Source organism: Microvirga roseola (assembly GCF_020866965.1).
In the GTDB taxonomy this organism is placed as follows: Bacteria; Pseudomonadota; Alphaproteobacteria; order Rhizobiales; family Beijerinckiaceae; genus Microvirga; species Microvirga roseola.
Genome location: NZ_JAJATX010000026.1, coordinates 1 through 15,865 on the forward strand (window position 1 = coordinate 1; position 15,865 = coordinate 15,865).

16 protein-coding genes and 1 pseudogene are annotated in these 15,865 nt (G+C 65.7%); 7 read left to right on the plus strand and 10 right to left on the minus strand.

What is annotated here, in order from left to right; all coding sequences use genetic code 11:
* The coding region (locus tag LG661_RS15030; RefSeq protein ID WP_322098877.1) for a TCP-1/cpn60 chaperonin family protein at positions 1 to 505 on the plus strand (505 nt) is incomplete at its 5' end.
* A gap of 83 nt (positions 506 to 588) precedes the next feature.
* Here the strand turns inward: LG661_RS15030 and gstA are convergent.
* On the minus strand, positions 589 to 1,203 hold the full coding sequence (gene gstA, locus LG661_RS15035; protein WP_230532712.1) for a glutathione transferase GstA: 615 nt from the start codon (positions 1,201 to 1,203) through the stop codon (positions 589 to 591).
* 23 nt (positions 1,204 to 1,226) lie between these two features.
* Positions 1,227 to 1,676 carry a DoxX family protein gene (locus tag LG661_RS15040; RefSeq protein WP_230532713.1) on the minus strand — a complete coding sequence of 150 codons (450 nt, stop codon included), beginning with the start codon at positions 1,674 to 1,676 and terminating at the stop codon, positions 1,227 to 1,229.
* Positions 1,677 to 1,774: 98 nt separating this feature from the next.
* Here LG661_RS15040 and LG661_RS15045 point away from each other — a divergent pair, with 98 nt between their 5' ends.
* From LG661_RS15045 to LG661_RS15060, 4 genes and pseudogenes are all read left to right on the plus strand, one after another.
* Complete coding sequence (locus tag LG661_RS15045) at positions 1,775 to 2,275, plus strand: MarR family winged helix-turn-helix transcriptional regulator (RefSeq protein ID WP_230532714.1); 501 nt, start codon at positions 1,775 to 1,777, stop codon at positions 2,273 to 2,275.
* Positions 2,276 to 2,333: 58 nt separating this feature from the next.
* Positions 2,334 to 2,720 (plus strand): COG4315 family predicted lipoprotein, encoded by a 387-nt coding sequence (locus tag LG661_RS15050; protein WP_230532715.1) that lies wholly within the window; start codon positions 2,334 to 2,336, stop codon positions 2,718 to 2,720.
* 60 nt (positions 2,721 to 2,780) lie between these two features.
* A pseudogene (locus tag LG661_RS15055) lies at positions 2,781 to 3,290 on the plus strand (RNA polymerase sigma factor).
* Complete coding sequence (locus LG661_RS15060; RefSeq protein WP_230532716.1) at positions 3,287 to 4,099, plus strand: anti-sigma factor family protein; 813 nt, start codon at positions 3,287 to 3,289, stop codon at positions 4,097 to 4,099. Before LG661_RS15055 ends, LG661_RS15060 begins: the two are co-directional and overlap by 4 nt.
* A gap of 11 nt (positions 4,100 to 4,110) precedes the next feature.
* Here LG661_RS15060 and LG661_RS15065 read toward each other — a convergent pair whose 3' ends face one another.
* Complete coding sequence (locus tag LG661_RS15065) at positions 4,111 to 4,938, minus strand: aldo/keto reductase (RefSeq protein WP_230532717.1); 828 nt, start codon at positions 4,936 to 4,938, stop codon at positions 4,111 to 4,113.
* Between the two features lie 326 nt (positions 4,939 to 5,264).
* Between LG661_RS15065 and LG661_RS15070 the strand changes: the two genes are divergently transcribed.
* Complete coding sequence (locus tag LG661_RS15070; RefSeq protein WP_230532718.1) at positions 5,265 to 6,317, plus strand: sensor histidine kinase; 1,053 nt, start codon at positions 5,265 to 5,267, stop codon at positions 6,315 to 6,317.
* A 96-nt stretch (positions 6,318 to 6,413) separates the two neighbouring features.
* Here LG661_RS15070 and LG661_RS15075 read toward each other — a convergent pair whose 3' ends face one another.
* Genes LG661_RS15075 through LG661_RS15085 form a run of 3 tightly spaced genes read right to left on the minus strand, consistent with a single transcriptional unit; the run spans position 6,414 to position 8,986 of the window.
* Entirely contained in the window at positions 6,414 to 7,199 is a 786-nt protein-coding gene (locus LG661_RS15075; protein WP_230532719.1) for a MetQ/NlpA family ABC transporter substrate-binding protein, read from the minus strand.
* A gap of 37 nt (positions 7,200 to 7,236) precedes the next feature.
* Entirely contained in the window at positions 7,237 to 7,902 is a 666-nt protein-coding gene (locus LG661_RS15080; RefSeq protein ID WP_230532720.1) for a methionine ABC transporter permease, read from the minus strand.
* Positions 7,892 to 8,986: a methionine ABC transporter ATP-binding protein gene (locus LG661_RS15085; protein WP_230532721.1), complete on the minus strand. Its 1,095-nt coding sequence runs from the start codon at positions 8,984 to 8,986 to the stop codon at positions 7,892 to 7,894. Before LG661_RS15085 ends, LG661_RS15080 begins: the two co-directional genes overlap by 11 nt.
* A gap of 260 nt (positions 8,987 to 9,246) precedes the next feature.
* Between LG661_RS15085 and LG661_RS15090 the strand changes: the two genes are divergently transcribed.
* Positions 9,247 to 11,343: an ABC transporter ATP-binding protein/permease gene (locus LG661_RS15090; RefSeq protein ID WP_230532722.1), complete on the plus strand. Its 2,097-nt coding sequence runs from the start codon at positions 9,247 to 9,249 to the stop codon at positions 11,341 to 11,343.
* A gap of 61 nt (positions 11,344 to 11,404) precedes the next feature.
* Here LG661_RS15090 and LG661_RS15095 read toward each other — a convergent pair whose 3' ends face one another.
* The 4 genes from LG661_RS15095 to LG661_RS15110 all read right to left on the minus strand — a co-directional run bounded on the left by LG661_RS15095 (position 11,405) and on the right by LG661_RS15110 (position 15,827).
* Complete coding sequence (locus LG661_RS15095; protein ID WP_230532723.1) at positions 11,405 to 11,881, minus strand: META domain-containing protein; 477 nt, start codon at positions 11,879 to 11,881, stop codon at positions 11,405 to 11,407.
* Positions 11,882 to 12,024: 143 nt separating this feature from the next.
* Positions 12,025 to 12,999 carry an ATP phosphoribosyltransferase gene (gene hisG, locus LG661_RS15100; protein ID WP_230532724.1) on the minus strand — a complete coding sequence of 325 codons (975 nt, stop codon included), beginning with the start codon at positions 12,997 to 12,999 and terminating at the stop codon, positions 12,025 to 12,027.
* A complete protein-coding gene (locus LG661_RS15105; RefSeq protein ID WP_230532725.1) occupies positions 12,999 to 14,093 on the minus strand; it encodes an ATP phosphoribosyltransferase regulatory subunit in 1,095 nt (364 codons plus the stop codon). Before LG661_RS15105 ends, hisG begins: the two co-directional genes overlap by 1 nt.
* Before the next feature lie 1,272 nt (positions 14,094 to 15,365).
* Positions 15,366 to 15,827, minus strand: coding sequence for a hypothetical protein (locus tag LG661_RS15110; RefSeq protein ID WP_230532726.1), 462 nt, complete (start codon positions 15,825 to 15,827; stop codon positions 15,366 to 15,368).
* Positions 15,828 to 15,865: the final 38 nt, after the last annotated feature.

Here is a 15,865-nt window from a genome sequence, read left to right on the forward strand (position 1 = left end):
CGGCGGCGCGACCGAGGTCGAGGTGAAGGAGAAGAAGGACCGCGTGGACGATGCGCTCAACGCCACCCGCGCGGCGGTCGAGGAGGGCATCGTTCCCGGCGGCGGTACGGCTCTGCTCCGCGCCAAGGCTGCGGTTGCGAAGCTCACCACTGACAACCCGGACGTGAAGGCCGGCATCAACATCGTGCTGCGCGCCCTTGAGGCTCCGATCCGCCAGATCGCCGAGAATGCCGGCGTGGAAGGCTCGATCGTTGTCGGCAAGATCAACGACAACACGAAGTCCGACACCTTTGGCTTCAACGCCCAGACGGAAGAGTTCGTGGACCTGCTCAAGGCCGGCATCGTCGACCCGGCGAAGGTCGTCCGCACGGCTCTGCAGGATGCTGCTTCGGTCGCCGGCCTCCTGGTCACCACCGAGGCCATGGTCGCCGAGACCCCCAAGCGCGAATCCGCTCCGGCCATGCCGGGCGGCGGCATGGGTGGCATGGGCGGCATGGACTTCTAAGAAGTCCTGGCGTCACAGCCTCAGAATAAAGAAGCCCCGGAGCGATCCGGGGCTTTTTGTTTGCTTCGCCGCTATGAGATGTCTTACGCGGCCTTGGTCAATCCCTCGGCCTCAAGCGCTGCTTGCACCTTGGGCCTCGAGGCGATGCGGTTCTGGAAGGCACTGAGATGCTTGAAGGGCGAGATGTCGATCTGGTGGAAATTCGCCCAATTCATGACCGTGAACAGATAGGCGTCCGCAACCGTGAAAGTCTCACCCATCAGGAAGGATTGCTTGCCGAGTGTTCCGTCCAGATAGGCGAAGCGGCTGACGAGGCGTTCCTTCGCCGCCGTCTTCACGGCGTCCGGCGTTGCGGGATTCCAGAATGGGCCAAAGCCTTTGTGGATCTCGGTGCTGATGAAGCCGAGCCACTCCAGCAGCCGATAGCGCTCCATAGTGCCGTGGGCCGGAGCAAGGTCTGTCCTCTGCTGGCTGTCCGCCAGATACTGGAGAAGAGCGCTGACCTCCGTCAGCACGGAGCCGTCCGGAAGGCCAAGCGCCGGAACATAGCCCTTCGGGTTGATGGCAGCGAAGTTTGCGCCGGTCTCGGTGGTACGATTGGCGAGATCGACCCTCTCGAGCGTAAGGGAAAGGTCGGCTTCACGCGCAACGATATGGGGTGCGAGCGAGCACGCGCCCGGATAGTAGAAGAGTTTCATGAGATTTCTCCAGAGGGGGGGAATCAGGCCGCAGTCTTGAGCGAAGCGGATGCGGAGGCAGGGGCGAGGGAGCGGGAAGGACTCAAGGCGTAGGCTCCATCCCCCAGCAAGGCCTGTGCGACCGACAGGACGATGAGATACAGCGGATACTCCCAGCCGCCGCCTTGAGCGGAGAAGACCCAGCCGTTGCCCGCATGGACCCACGTGGCGCCGACGAGAACCGGCAGGAGGGCCAGCGCCACCCGCCGACTCTGGACGCCGAGGATCAACAGAACGCCGCCGCCGAACTCGGCGAAGAACGTGGCATAGGCCAGGAAAGCAGGCAATCCAAGGGATTCGAAATATAGCGCCGTGCCGGCAAGCCCAAACGTCATCCACTTCAGGACCACGCTGTGGGCGACGTACATGACGCCGAGGGAGACGCGGAGGAGGAGGGCTCCGTAGGCAGTGCTCGATGGACCAGTGTGCTTCATTGGACGACTCCATGCAGATGCATATACATGCTTATGCACTTGCATATAAATGTCAAACATGATGCAATTGCATAGAAAACGGAGGAGGCATTGCCCCAATGCAAAGCGCATCCAACAAAGCACCGCAGGAGCCGTCTCCCGCCGTCATCAAGGCCTGGGGCCGTCTGATCCGGACACAGCGGGAACTGGTGGCGCGCATCGAGGCTGAGCTGAAGAAGGCCGGCTTTCCCTCCCTCTACTGGTACGACCTGCTGCTCGAACTGAAGCGCGGGCCGGAGGGACGCCTCACGCCAAAGGAAATCGAGGAGGCGGTCCTCTTCGAGCAATACAACCTGTCCCGGCTTCTGGATCGCATGGAGGGCGAGGGCCTGGTGCGCCGCATTCCCTATCCCGGCGACAGGCGGCGTCAGCTGATCGAGATCACGGATGAGGGAAGGGCGCTGCAATGGCGGATGTGGGCCGTCTATGGCAACGCCATCAACCAGTTTATCGGGGCGAAGCTGACCGACAAGGAGGCGGGACAGCTCTCGGCGCTCCTGCTGAAGCTGCTGCAGGAACAGGCCGCTCGCCCGGACAAAATTTTCAGCCGTGTGGAGTAATGCGCGCGGAAGACGTGTCTTCTGTGTCGTGGTCACGATAGACCGCAGGAGGACCCTCATGAAACTGCTTTCCCGCACCACTATCCTGGCCGGCGCTCTCGTTCTCGCGACCGGCGCATTTGCGCAATCCGCCGCTCCGGCGAAGGTCGCCGATACGAGCAAGGGCAAGGCGCTGGTCGATGCCAAGGGCATGACGCTCTACACCTTTGATCGCGATGCCGCCGGCAAGTCGAACTGCAACGGCCCGTGCGCCCAGAACTGGCCGCCGCTGATGGCTTCTGCAAATGCCAGCGCTTCCAGCGACTGGAGCGTAATCACCCGGGACGACGGCTCGAAGCAGTGGGCCTACAAGGGCAAGCCGCTCTACACCTGGGTGAAGGACATGAAGGCCGGCGACGCGACGGGCGACGGCGTCAACAATGTCTGGCGCGTCGCCGCGCCTTGACATCAGCCTCGGCGGGTCGATCCATGATCGGTCGACGCCCGAACGTTTGAAAGTTTGACCTTGGACGAGATCGCCGCCCTTCTCGAACCGCAGATACCCGGCCTCAGGCGCTACGCCTGGGCGCTGCTGCGGGATGACGAGGCGGCCGACGATCTCGTCCAGGACACCTTGGAGCGCGCCATCAGCCGCTGGAATCAGCGTCGTCGGGACGGCGACCTGAAGGCCTAGCTCTTCGCCATCCAGCGCAACCTCATCCTCAACAATCTGCGCCAGCAGAAGGCCCGCGGCGTGCGGGTGGGCTCGGAGGTGCTGGGGGAGGTGCCGGCAAAGGATGCAGGGCCGGACGGGCCTGCAGGAATGCGCGACATCCTGGCGGGGCTCGATGCCCTGCCGGAGGAACAGCGCTCGGTCCTGCTTCTGGTCGGCGTCGAGGATCTCTCCTACGACGAGGCCGCGCGGGTCCTGGACCTGCCCGTCGGCACCGTTATGTCGCGCCCCAGCCGGGCGCGGGGCAAGTTGAGAGAATTCATGGAGAACGGCCGCAGCGCCGTCTTGAGGAGAGTGAGGTGACGGGCGAGCGACCCATCGGAGAGGACGATCTGCAGGCCTTCATCGACGGCAGGCTCGCGCTCGGGCGGCTGGAGAAGGTCAAGGCTTACCTCGTCGGCAATCCGGAGGCCGCCGCCCGCGCCCAGCGCGAGATCGAGCAGCGGGAAGCCCTGAGGGCAAGACTCGCCTTCAAGGCGCAGGAGCCGATTCCCGCACGCCTTCGCATAGCCAATCTCACTGCGACTCACCGGCGGCGGCAATTTCTCCGCCCCGCAATGGTGGCGGCGTCCTTGGCGTGGCTTGCCCTCGGCATTGCGGTCGGGGCTGTGGGAGGAGCTTGGTGGGCGGACGGCTCGGGCGTTCCCTCCGCTCAAGTCGCCAGCGTTGCGGGCGACGCCATCGCTGCGCACCGCATCTATGTGGGCGAGAAACTGCACCCGGTCGAAGTCGCCGCCGATCAGGAGGCGCATCTCGTGCAGTGGCTGTCGCGCCGCGTCGGCAAACCGCTCGCCGCTCCGGATCTCACGGCTCGGGGCTATCGCTTGATGGGGGGCAGGCTGCTCCCTGCCGGCGCTGAGCCGGCGGCGCTCTTCATGTATGAGGATGCAAGCGGCAGCCGACTGACACTTTATGCCAGAACAGGCGGCAGAGAGGATGAAACCTCCTTCCGCTTCGAGACCCAGGACGGCGTTTCCGCCTTTTCATGGATCGATAACGGCCTGTCCTACGTGGTCACGGCCCGCACGGACCGCGACCGGCTTCTGCCGGTGGCGGAGACCATCTACCGCCAGTTCGACAACCAGCCGGGCGCAGTCGGCGGCCGCCTGTAAGGACGCCCCGCTCAGGCGAAGACGTCGGGATCCGGCCCGATGCGGCCGCCCTTGTTATCGAAGGTTTCGATGGCGCTCATATCCTCGGCATCGAGGGTGAAATCGAAGATGTCGATGTTCTCCCGGATGCGCGACGGGGTTGACGATTTCGGAATCGCGAGCAGCCCCTTCTCCATGTGCCAGCGCAGAATGACCTGAGCGGGCGTCTTGCCGTATTTGCGTCCGATCTCGGCCAGCCCTTCGTCCCGGATGAGCGTGCCCTGGCCGAGGGGACTCCAGGCCTCCGTCGCGATGCCGTTCCGCTCGTGGAAGACCCGCAATTCCCGCTGCTGGAAGCGGGGATGCAGCTCGATCTGGTTGAGCACAGGCGTGACGCCGGTCTCGTCGATGATCTGCTTCAGGTGCGGGATGGTGAAGTTGGAGACGCCGATGGACTTCACGCGTCCGCTCTCCTTCAGCGCAATCAGCGTGCGCCAGGCTTCGCGATAGGTTTCGCTGCGCGCGACCGGCCAATGGATCAGGTAGAGATCGACGAAATCGATCCTCAGCCGCGCCATGCTCTCGTCGAAAGCGCGCAGGGCGTCGTCCCGGCGGTGATGGGTGTTCCAGAGTTTGGTGGTGATAAAGAGTTCGTCGCGCGGGATGGACGAGGCGCGGATGGCCTCGCCGACGCCTTCCTCGTTGCCGTAGATGGCGGCCGTGTCGATGGAGCGGTAGCCCGCCTCGATCGCCTCGGTCACGATGGAGCGGGCTTCGTGGTTGGGCACCTGCCAGACACCGAATCCGAGCTGGGGAATGCGGCGGCCATCGTTCAGGTCGAGAGAGGGAGTCGTCGGCACTGTTCGCTCCTTGGTGTTCCGGTGGCGGGGGAAGTAGGGCCGGGGAGGGCGCAGGCAAACGGTCTGACTGCTTCAGGCAGTGAAAGCCGACGAATCGTTGCAAGGCTTTCCATCCCAAGGCCTGCCTTCGCACGAAGCAATGCGGCTCAGGACGCGCCGGAGCCAACCTTCGCCAATAGGGTCAGTACTTGGCCCGATATATCTATTGCCAGACCTTGGCAGTGGTGGAATACTCGTGAAGGTTACTCGGCAAATCATATCGAAATGCACGCTCTGAGCTTTACGGAACGTCAAATGACGCCGTGATACTGGGGGACCGTATGCGCATGCGGGATGCTCGTGGCTGTGAACGACAGACCGCTGCCGGCGTTTTCTCCGGGCCGGGCGATCAGAATTACCGCACACTCATCGAGCTTTGCCCCGACGCCCTGATTGTCCATGACGGACATTCGGTGATTCTGGCCAACCCGGCCATGGCCCGCCTCGTGGGGGCGGAGTCCATCGACAGCATCGTCGGCCATCCTCTCCTCGACTTCGTTGCGCCATCGTCCCGGGCACTCGTGGAGGAGCGCATCGCCCATATGAGCGAAACGGATCCCGCGCCCGTGGTGGACGAGACCTGGCGTCGCGCCGACGGCACCGAGGTTCAGGTCGAGGTGGCGGCCGCGCCCATGCCCTGGGTCGGTCCTCACGCGGCCATGGTGATCGTCCGCGACGTGACCGAGCGCCGCCGCCTGGAGGCCGAGCGCGAGACGCTGCTTGCGGAAAAGGAGCTGCTGGTGCGGGAGGTCCATCATCGGGTCGCCAACAGCCTGCAGCTCGCTCAAGGGCTCCTCAATCTCCAGGCCCGCGGCTCCGTCAGCGAAGCCGTCCGCGCCCATCTGCGCGAGGCTTCGGCCCGGATCGGAACCATCGGCACGCTCCATTCACGCCTGCACAAGGAGAGCTCCGCCGTCGATGGCGGCGCTCAGGCCTATATGGAAGGCGTCATCGCCGATCTGCGCGTGGCCCTGGGCGAGACGCCCGAGAGGCAGATCGTGCTGGATGCGAGCGAGGCGGGAGAGGTGGTGCTGGAGGCGGACATGCTCGTCGCCCTGGGTCTCATCGCCGCCGAGGCCGTGACGAATTCGATCAAGCACGGGGCGGGCCATATCCGCGTGCGGCTGGCCTGTGACGGCGCTCGCCTCGAGCTTCTCGTCCATGACGAGGGACCTGGCTTCCCGGGCGGCTTCGATGTCGAGAAGGACGGTCGTGGTCTCGGCATGCGCATGATCGCGTCGCTCGTCCGCGCCCGCGGCGGCAAGCTTGCGATCGGCGCGGGCAAGACGCGGCCCAATGCGCCTCCGAGCCTCATCGCGGCAACGATTCCATTGTCGTGACGGTGGATCTTCGCTGCTCGCAATGTCTCGAAATTAAAAAAGCCGGGCGCGAGGCCCGGCTTCGAGTTTGGGAGGAAATCGGTCGGGTCGAACTGATTACCAGCTGGTGAGAACCGCGCCCTTGAACTGCTCTTCCACGAACTTCTTCACTTCCGGCGTGCGGTAAGCCTCGACGAGGGTTTTCACCCAGGGCTTGTCCTTGTCTTCCGAGCGCACGGCGATGATGTTCACGTAGGGGCCCTTCGGGTTCTCGCGGGTTAGCGCATCCTTCACCGGGTCGAGGCCGGCCTGGGTCGCGTAGTTGGTGTTGATGACGGCGGCGTCCACGTCGTCTAGCACTCGGGGAGCCTGGGCCGCGTCGATCTCGACGAACTTCAGGTTCTTGGTGTTCTCCGTGATGTCGAGGATCGTCGGCTTGAAGCCCACGCCGTCCTTCAGCTTGATCAGGCCCTTGTCCTGCAGGAGCAGCAGGGCGCGGCCGCCATTGGTCGGATCGTTCGGGAAGGCGACGGTCGCGCCGCTCGGAATGGCGTCGAAGGCCTTGTGCTTCTTCGAGTAGATGCCGATCGGGAAGTTCACCGTCTGGGCCACGCTCTCGATCTTGTAGCCGCGGTTTTCCTTCTGGTTGTCGAGATAGGGCTGGTGTTGGAAGGAGTTGGCTTCCAGTTCGCCGGAGGACAGGGCCTCGTTCGGAACCACGTAGTCCGAGAACTCGACGATCTTCAGGTCGAGGCCCTTCTTGGCCGCAATCGGCTTCACAGCTTCGAGGATCTGCGCATGAGGACCCGGTGTCGCGCCGATGCGGATCGTCTGGTTCTGCGCCGCGGCGGGGAGGGCGGCGAGCGTCAGCAGGGCGGCAAGGCCCAGTTTCTTCAGGGACATCGGTTTTCTCCTTGTATCGACGTCTTGGAGTAAAGGATCAGGCGTGGCGGACGCGCTTGTTGAGACGGCGCGCGAGGCGGTCGCCGATGCTCTGCACGGCCTGCACGAGGACGATGAGCACCACCACGACGGCAAGCATCATCTCGGGCATGAAGCGCTGGTAGCCATAGCGGATGCCGAGGTCGCCGAGGCCGCCGCCGCCCACCGCGCCGACCATGGCCGAGAAGCCGAGCAGCGACACGATGGCGAGCGTCAGGCCCAGCACAATGCCGGGCAGCGCCTCGGGGATCAGGACTTTCAGCACGATCTGGAGCGGGCTGGCGCCGAAGGCGCGCGCCGCCTCGATCAGTCCCTGGTCCACCTCCCGGATCGCGCCCTCGATGAGACGCGCGATGAAGGGAATGGCGGCAATCGTCAGCGGCACGATGGCCGCATTGGTGCCGATGGAGGTGCCGGCGATGAGCCGGGTGAAGGGAATGATCGCGACGACGAGGATGATGAAGGGCGTCGAGCGCGTGGCGTTGACCACGACGCCAAGCACGCGGTTGACCCAGGGAGCCGCGAAGAGCTCGCCCTTGCCGCTGGTGGCGAGAAACACGCCGAGGGGCAGGCCGAGAAGCGTGGCGATCAGCGCCGAGACGCCGACCATGTAGAGGGTTTCGCCGGTGGAGGCGGCAATCAGGCGGATCATCTCAGGCGACATGGCCGAGGACCTCCGTATCGAGATCGAGTTGGCTCAGGAAGGCGACGGTCTGCTGCACGGAGGCCACCGGCACGCCGACGACGAGGGTGCCCCAGGGGCGGCCTGCGATCTCGTCCACGGAGCCAGCGAGGATGTTGGCCTCGATGCCGTGCTCGCGGGCGAGGCGCGCCAGGACGGGGTCGGTGGCGTGTGGTCCGCGGAAGCCGATGCGGATGACGGCCTGGGAGCCGGGCGTGGCCTCCGACCGCAGGCGGCTCGCCACATAGGGGGGCAGGGCGCGGCCCGACTCGTCCGCCAGGAAGGAGCGGGTGACCTCGTGCTGCGGACGGGTGAATACCTCGAACACATCGCCCTGCTCGACGATGCGGCCGCCCTCGATCACCGCGACCTCGCGGGCTATGGTCCGGATCACGGCCATCTCGTGGGTGATGAGGAGGATGGTGAGGCCCAGCTCCGCATTGATCCGGGCGAGAAGGTCGAGGATCGAGCGGGTGGTCTCAGGGTCGAGCGCCGAGGTCGCCTCGTCCGAGAGCAGCACCTTGGGCTTGGTGGCGAGGGCGCGGGCAATGCCGACGCGCTGCTTCTGACCGCCGGAGAGCTCGGACGGGTAGCGGTTGCGCTTGTCGGAGAGGCCGACGAGGGCCAGCAGCTCCTCGACCCGCGCCTTGATGGAAGCCTTGTCATAGCCGGCCACCTCAAGCGGCAGGGCAACGTTTTGGGCCGCCGTGCGCGAGGAAAGCAGGTTGAAGTGCTGGAAGATCATGCCGATGGAGCGGCGGGCATGGCGCAGGGCGTTTCCGGGCAGGGCCGAGATGTCCGCGCCGTCGACGATCACCCGCCCAGTGGTGGGCTTCTCCAAGCCGTTCACGAGACGGATCAGGGTCGACTTGCCGGCGCCCGAGCGGCCGATCACGCCCAGAATGGAGCCCTGGTTCACCGTCAGGTCGATCTCGCCCAGGGCCGTGACCGGCTGTCCGTCGCGGCCGGGGAACACCTTCGAGATCTTTTCCAGGCGAACGATCGGCTGCGCCGGAACGAGGCGCTGCAGCGTCTGATCGCTGATATGTCCGAGGGGCGCGTTCATGGGGTTTGGAAATCCGTCTCGTTAGGGCCCGCGAGACATGGGGCCTTTCGTTCTCTATGTCAACCTATCCGTTCTTTAAACAGGATAAAGTTTGTATGAAGAACGCGCTGAATCGTCCGGGAGTTCACAACCGCGACATCCTGTGCTGGGCATCGCCTTGATCCGGCGGAACTTTCTCCGCGTTTTCGCCATGTGCGCGGTTGATCGCCCCCGAGGCCTCCGACTAAACAGGCCATTCGTGATTTTTGAGGACCATTTTCATGTTGAAGGCCGGCATCGCAGCGGGGCTCGCCAGCCTCGTTCTTTTCGCCATCTGGTTCGGCGGGGCGCCCTTCTCGTCCATGCTGCCGACCGCGCTTCTGGGCCTTGCGGCGGCGCTTATCATGTCGCGGCACATTCCGAAGTTCCTCAAGGTCTTCACCGCCGTCCTGGCCGCGACCGAAGCGCTGATGGTGATCCTTGCGATTGCCGACGCCTACGACGTGCTGTCTCCGGCCTTCATCGGCTACGTGCCGCCGGCCTCCATGCCCATCGGGGCGACGGTCTTCGCCTTCGTGATCTATGCGGTCTCCCGCATTCCGGTGATCCAGACCATCATGGCGATCGCCGACCGGTATTTCGACTCCCGGGCCGCGAGCGAGATCCACCTGCCGTTCATCGGCCGCGTCCGTGCACGGGAGGGGATCATCGGAACGGCGCTGCTGGCGTTCCTCGTCGGCATGAACCTGTTCCAGGTCGCCTTGAGCGTGCGGTTCAACTTCTTTAGCCGCGACATGTTCAACGCCCTCCAGGCGAAGGACGCGTCGGCCTTCTGGTATCAGCTCTTCTGGGTCTTCGTGCCGCTGGCGGCGATCTACATCACGGCCGCGCTCATCGAGATCGTGTCTCAGTACGTGCTGCGGATCCGCTGGCGCGCCTTCCTGAACGGCCTCTACGTGAACGAGTGGCTGAACGAGGGCACCCATTACCGGATGCAGATCGTGGGCCGTGAGGCGGATAACCCCGACCAGCGCATCGCCGAGGACCTGCGCAGCTATGTCGATCAGACCTATTCGCTGACCCTCGGCCTCATGAACCAGTCGGCGACCCTGGTCTCCTTCATCGCCATTCTCTGGGCCCTGTCGCGGGACTTCACCCTTCCGGGAACCGAGTATCCCGTGCCGGGCCTGCTGGTCTGGGTCGCCATTCTCTATGCGCTCGTCGGCACCTGGCTCACCCACCTGATCGGCCGTCCCCTCATCGGCCTCTATTTCGAGCAGGAGAGGGTGGAGGCCGACTACCGCTTCTCCCTGGCGCGCCTGCGCGAATACACCGAGCAGGTCGCTCTCCTGAGCGGCGAGGGGGCCGAGAAGGAGAACCTCCATCGGCGCTTCAGCTGGATCGTGGATAACTTCATGCGGATCGTCAGTCGCGTCATGCGGCTCACGGTTTTCCAGTCGGCCTATTTCCAGGCGAACGTGGTGGTGCCCTATATCCTGACCGCGCCCTACTACTTCGTCGACAGGATCACCCTCGGCCAGATGCAGCAGACCGTCGGCGCCTTCTCGAGCGTCCAGAGCGCGCTGACCTTCTTCATCACGTCCTATTCCAGCATCGCCAACTACAAGGCCGTCGTCGACCGCCTCGTGAGCTTCGAGGGCGCCATCGCCGACGTGCAGCGGGACGAGACCGCGAAGGAGCACATCACTCTCGGCTCCTCGCCTGGCCGCGATCTCCAGGTCGCCGGCCTCAAGGTCGCCTTGCCGGACGGGCGGGTGCTCATGCGGGCGGACGATGTGGCCTTCCGGCATGGCGGGATGACGCTGCTCGCCGGTCCGTCGGGGTCCGGCAAGTCCACCCTGTTCCGGGCGATCTCCGGCATCTGGCCCTTCGGCAAGGGCAAGATCCTCGCGCCGGAGGGGCAGAGCATGATGCTGCTGCCGCAGCGGCCCTACATCCCCATGGGCCCGCTGCGCTTCGCCGTGACCTATCCGGGCCATCGCGGCAGCTACAGCGATGCGGCCATCAAGGAAGCCCTGCGCGCAGCCAGGCTGCCGCAGCTCGCCGACCGGCTCGACGAGGAGCGCGCCTGGGCGCAGACCCTCTCGCTCGGCGAGCAGCAGCGCCTGGCCATCGCCCGCGCTCTCCTCGCAAAGCCCGACTGGCTGTTCCTCGACGAGGCCACCGCCGCCCTCGACGAGCCGACGGAGGCCGAGATCTACGGCATGCTGAAAGAGAAGCTGTCGGACTCGACCATCGTCTCCATCGGCCACCGTTCGACCCTTGCGGCCTTCCACGACCGTCTGGTCGACATGCAGCGTACGGAGGATGGCCTCTATACTCCCGTGGAAAGACGCCAGCCTGCGCCGGCGCAGTGATCCGGGCGAAAGAAAAGGCCGGCGTTTCGCCGGCCTTTTTGCTGGAAAGGGTCGTGACCGCTCAGAGCGTGCGCTGGAAACGCAACTCGCCGTTCTGGGTGCGGATGATCAGGATCGGACCCTGGATGTCCCACTTGGCCGAGGTGCGCAGCGCCACGAGGAAGGCCTGTTCGGCGGCCATGACGGCCTTGTCGCAGGTCTTCTTCGTCAGGGCGAAGGGGCCGACGGCGAGTCCCTGCTCGCGCAGGGGATAGGCCGTCGCCGAATAGGTGTTACAGCCGCTGAAGCCGTGGGCGCGGAGCTGGTCGTCCAGGCGGAAGCTCGGGCGGTCGCCGGTGAAGGGCTTGCCGTTCAGGCTCACTGCGGTCCAGGAGGAGCCGAGCGGGAAAACCCTGCCGCCCTGGTTGGGCTGCGGGACCTTGGGGTCGACCTGACGGGTCGGACCGGCGGGACGGCCGAGCGACGCGGCCGACTGGGCATGAGCTCCCGAGACGGCGGTGAGCGCCGCCAGAAATGCTGCAAGTCGAAGCGCTTTCATCGGAACCTCTTCATCGAAAAAACGCCCGGACCATAAGGGGCCTTGGCCGTTGAGGCAACGCCTCTTGTGACTTTCGTCCCGTCCTGCGTGACGCAGCGCACGGGACTTTCGGTGCAAGGGGGAGAGGCGCCCGGCTGAAGGGCTCAGCCGATCCGCCCGAGAAGCCGCTCGGTGAGGGGATTGGTGGGGCGGAAGAGGTAATCGAAGGTCCGGACGGTGATGTCCTGGGCTCCGATCCCCTGCAGGGCCGCCACGATCTCGAACACCGTCGCCGTCCGGCAATGGAGCACGACCTCGCGGCCGAGCGTATGTCCGTAAGGGAGGGACGCGCCGAACTCCCGCGCAAGCGAGGCCAGGGCCTGCGCGCGGGCAGGGTCGAGACACGCCCGCACCTCGCGGCTCTCCCGCGCTTCCTCCTCCGCTGCGATGCGGGTCAGGACAGCGGTCGCAGCCGCGCGGGCCGTCGCGCTCCAGGGGGCGCGCACGGAGGCGACGAGATTGGCCTCGGAGCGCAGCATCACGCCGTCGTCCAGGATCTTGAGCGCGTTGGCCGCAAGCGTCGCGCCCGTCGTGGTGATGTCCACGATGAGCTCCGCCGAGCCCGCTCCCGGCGCACCCTCCGTCGCGCCCAGGCTCTCCACGATCCGGTAATCCGCCACGCCCTTTTCCGCGAAGAAGCGGCGCGTGAGGTTCACGTATTTCGTAGCCACGCGCATCTTGCGGCCGTAACGGGCGCGAAGATCCGCCGCGACCTCGTCGAGATCCGCCATGGTGCGCACGTCGATCCAGGCCTGCGGCACGGCGACGACCACGTTGGCGTGGCCGAAGCCGAGCGGCGTGAGCATTTCCACCGCCGCGTCCGCGTCGGCGATCTGCTCGCGGATCAGGTCCTCGCCGGTGATGCCGAGATGGGCCGCGCCGGTGGCGAGCTGGTTCACGATCTCGGAGGCCGACAGGAACGCCACCTCCACGCCCGGCACGCCCTTGAGCGTGCCGCGATAATCCCGCGCGCCGCGGGACTGGGTGAAGACGAGGCCGGCCCGGGCGAAGAATGCGGCGGCGTTCTCCTGCAGGCGGCCCTTGGAGGGCACGGCCAGGATGAGAGGGGATTCGGTCATCAGGGCCTCCCCAGGATGCGGTCGAGCCAGAAGGAGCAGCCGACGGCCGGGACCGGGCTCTCGGCTCCCAGATGCTCCAGCAGCCGGTCGTAGCGCCCGCCGCCCACGATGGGCTTGCCGTCGCCGCGGCGCGGGTCCTGCACCTCGAAGATGAAGCCCGTGTAGTAGTCGAGATTGCGGGCGAAGGCGGCGGAGAACGAGAAGGCGGACACGTCGAGCCCGCGCGCCGCCATGAAGCCGGTGCGATCCTCGAAGGCCCGGAGGGCGGCCTCGATGTCGAGGCCCGCGTCCCGCGCCAGCGCCCTGACGGCGGCGGCGGCCTGGTCCGGGTCGCCCGCGATGGAGAGGTAGCGCTCCAGCACTAGTCGCGCCTCGTCCGGCAGACCGGTCCGGTTCGCGGCGCGGGCCAGGAAGCGCTCGGCGATCTCGCCGGCGCTGCGCCCGCCGACGCTGGCGATGCCCGCAATCGAGAGGATGTCCTGAACGAAAGCCTTGGCGGCCTGGGGAGCCTGCCCCTCGATGGCGGCGAGAAGGCCCGCATGCTCCTGGGCTGCCGGACCCTCGGCCTCGGTGAGGCTGGCCAGTCCCTCGCCCGACACGATGGCCCGGATCACGCGCCGTTTGGCGGCGGGCGCGATGCCGAGGGCATCGACTAGGGCGTTGAGCAGGCCCATGTCGCCGAGCTTGACACGCGGGGAGGGCGCGCCGATCCGCTCGAGCCCTTCGAGGGCGAGTCCTAAGATCTCCGCATCCGCCGCGGACAGGTCCGTCCGGCCGATGGATTCGAGACCGGCCTGGAGGAACTCGCCGCTCTCGTTCGGACGCATGCGGAAGACCGGGCCGCCATAGGAATAGCCGGAGGGACGGCCGCCATGGGTGCTCAGATGCTGGAGACAGACGGGGATGGTGTATTCGGGCCTGAGGCACAGCTCCGCGCCCGAGGCGTCCTGCGTCACGAACATGCGTCGCCGGATGTCCTCGCCCGACAGGTCGATGAACACGTCCGCAGGCTGGAGCACCGGCGGCTCGACACGCGCATAGCCCTCGCGCTCGAAGAGCGCGATCAGCGCAACAATGGCATCCGTCTCCGTCACTAGCCCTGCCTAAATCCTTGTATCCGCCTGCTCCCTAGAGCATCGTGCGGAAAAGTGGACCCGGTTTTGCGCCCGAACGATGCTCACATCCCAAGAGAAAGCATCGGATGGGATCCCAAAAGTGCAAATCCACCTTTGGGTCCGATGCTTTAGCAATGCTTCACCGGGAAGGCGACCGTTTTCGGCGGGAAGGGTGAACGGCGCGCGGGCCTTATGACGACGACGGGCCTGTGAGGGGATTCCCTTCCCGCGCTTCGCGCGCCGGGGATGACACGCGCATGGTCTGTCAAAGAGCAGCACCTTCGGGCCCGGAGCCTGTTGGCTCCGAGCCTGAAGGGGTGAAGAGGGGGCGCGAGAGGCGTCCGGCTCAGAAATGGGGGAGAGGAAAAGAGCCGGGTGGCCCCTCGAGCACGGCTTTTTAGGCTGTCCATCACCCGTTGCCGGATGCGACTGGCCTCCAGTCGGGAGCGCGTGCGTGTAGCCCTCCCGCAGGACCGTGCCTTCTCCCACATCTTGCGACGCCTGGCGAGCGCGTCCCTCGTGGAGCAGATCTGATCCGCTTATAGCAAAGCTTGTCCCCACAGTAAAGAACAAATTGAGAACATAAGGTCCAGCCTCCCTCGTCATCTCCCCTCCTGCCCCATCCCTCCGTCCTCAGGATGAGGGCTGTGGGGGTTCAGTGAGAACTATGGGGATTGAAACAGGCCAGACGGATCCCCGGCACACGACCGGGGCTGATGTGAAGGGTGTCGGATCCTGCAGTGTTATTCCCGGCCGAAGCGCAGCGGAGGGGAAGGGAATCCACTCTCACGCGCCGCTATGGATCCCCTTCCCGGCTCTTCGAGCCGCCGGGGATGACACGCGCGTTTCCCTCCCCCTTGCGGGGAGGGGGCAGGGGTGGGGGTGCCTGCTCCACATTCTGAGAGACTGGCGCTCACACCCCCACCTCCAACTCCTCCCCACAAGGGGGAGGAAGGTTCGCGACTTGCGCAAGAGCAAGCAGGTCCCGGGCNTTTCCCTCCCCCTTGCGGGGAGGGGGCAGGGGTGGGGGTGCCTGCTCCACATTCTGAGAGACTGGCGCTCACACCCCCACCTCCAACTCCTCCCCACAAGGGGGAGGAAGGTTCGCGACTTGCGCAAGAGCAAGCAGGTCCCGGGCTTGCCCGGGATCTGTGGGGGAGGGGGGCAAGCCAGACTCTAAGGAAAGACCGGCGCCGTCCATGATCCCGGTTCGCTTCCGGGCCTCAGGGTGAGGCAACGGGAGGCGTGGCCTCAGCGCTTTTCCGCCTTTGCGCCCTTCTCGTCCTTGTTCTTCACCTTCGCGACCTTGCGCTTGCTGTGGTCGCTGGTGCGGTGGAGATACTTGACCTTCTTGCCCGAGGACTTGTCCTGTTCGTCCCCGTCGCCGACGAGGGAGGTGGGGAGGAAGTGGCGGGCGGCTTCCGTCACGATCCCGGCCACCGCGTCGGCGGCATCCAGGGTCTTGTCCTTCGTGACTTCGGCGGCTTCCGCACCCTTCTCGGCCACGGCGGCGCCGGCCTTTCTGACCGTCCGCGTCTTGGTGAGCGCGGCTGCGGCTGCGGCAGCGGCGGCCACCAGGGCGTCGGCGAGGATCTGGCGTCCGAGGGGCGAATCCAGCAGGTCCATGAGCCCGGACTTTCGTGCGGATTTCGACAGGCTCTTGGTCAGACTCGTCTTCTTGCCGGAACTCTTCTTCCCTTTGGCCTTCGCCATGACTCTCTCCTGGTGGTCAAGCTTCGGAGGACAACCCG